General features: G+C 39.8%; 1 protein-coding gene. It reads left to right on the forward strand.

The window, feature by feature from the left end; genetic code table 11:
• Positions 1-56 precede the first annotated feature (56 nt).
• On the forward strand, positions 57-380 hold the full coding sequence (gene hisE / locus ACRCJ0_RS18080; RefSeq protein WP_431391521.1) for a phosphoribosyl-ATP diphosphatase: 324 nt from the start codon (positions 57-59) through the stop codon (positions 378-380).
• Positions 381-658 lie beyond the last annotated feature (278 nt).

The following is a 658-nucleotide window of genomic DNA, read 5'->3' on the forward strand; positions in this document are numbered from 1 at the left end:
CTGGCCCAACTTGCCATACGGGTAGCCAGTCATGTTTTGGAGATGATTTCTTCAACTTGAATATCCTTGAAAAAACGGTGGTCGACAAAGTGGGCAATCCTAAAGAAGGGTCGTATACGTCTTACTTGATGGAACAGGGTTTGGATAAGATTCTTAAAAAATGCGGTGAGGAAATGACGGAAGTCGTGATTGCCGCGAAAAATGCCCAGGCCGGTCAAGGAAATGATGAATTGGTATCTGAAACCAGTGACTTACTTTACCACCTGCTAGTTTTATTAGTTGAAAGAGGCCTGTCGTTAACAGATATTGAAGCAGCCTTAAATACCCGTCACGGCCAATATCATACCTATTCTGTCCGTAAAGAAATCGACAATTATTAGGATATAATGAATTAAATTAGAATTTTATTAAAATTGTTGTTGACACTTATCATTAATTTTAATATACTGATGTCAGTAAATAAAACAAGTTGATGCGTTGAGAAGTAGAAGTAAGTTAGACGCTTGTGCACAGAAAGTACCGATTGTTGAGAAGGTATGACAAGCCCTAATCGAAAAGTAGACTTTGAGCTGTAGATGCGATCCACCTAAAGGGTGGTTGAGTGTTTACCGGGTGCTGCCGTTAAAATGCCAGTTGATCGGATGAATGTCCCGTCAAT

Source organism: Aerococcus sp. L_32 (assembly GCF_050689315.1).